The organism is Nonomuraea sp. PA05 (assembly GCF_008086045.1).
Lineage (GTDB): Bacteria > Actinomycetota > Actinomycetes > Streptosporangiales > Streptosporangiaceae > Nonomuraea > Nonomuraea monospora.
The window spans coordinates 1-257 of record NZ_VSEY01000130.1 but is presented as its reverse complement, the minus strand read 5'-3'; the positions used below and the strand labels follow the sequence as shown (position 1 = coordinate 257).

1 protein-coding gene is annotated in these 257 nt (G+C 73.9%); it reads left to right on the top strand.

The genetic code is table 11. From position 1 onward, the window contains the following. On the top strand, nucleotides 1-257 hold a 257-nt coding region (locus tag FXF51_RS60325), incomplete at both ends, for a GAF domain-containing protein (RefSeq protein ID WP_148443848.1).

The window sequence follows — 257 nt, the reverse complement described above, 5'->3', positions numbered from 1 at the left end:
GGCCTGCTCGGCCTGCTGATCAAGGACGCCCGGCCGCTGCGGCTGGGCCGCATCTCCGACCACCCCGAGTCCTACGGCTTCCCGCCCGGCCACCCGCCGATGGGCACCTTCCTCGGCGTGCCGGTCAGGGTGCGCGACGAGGTGTTCGGCAACCTGTACCTGACCGAGAAGCGCGGCGGCGGCGAGTTCGACGAGGAGGACGAGGCCGTCGTGATCGCGCTGGCCACCGCCGCCGGCGTCGCCGTGGAGAACGCCCG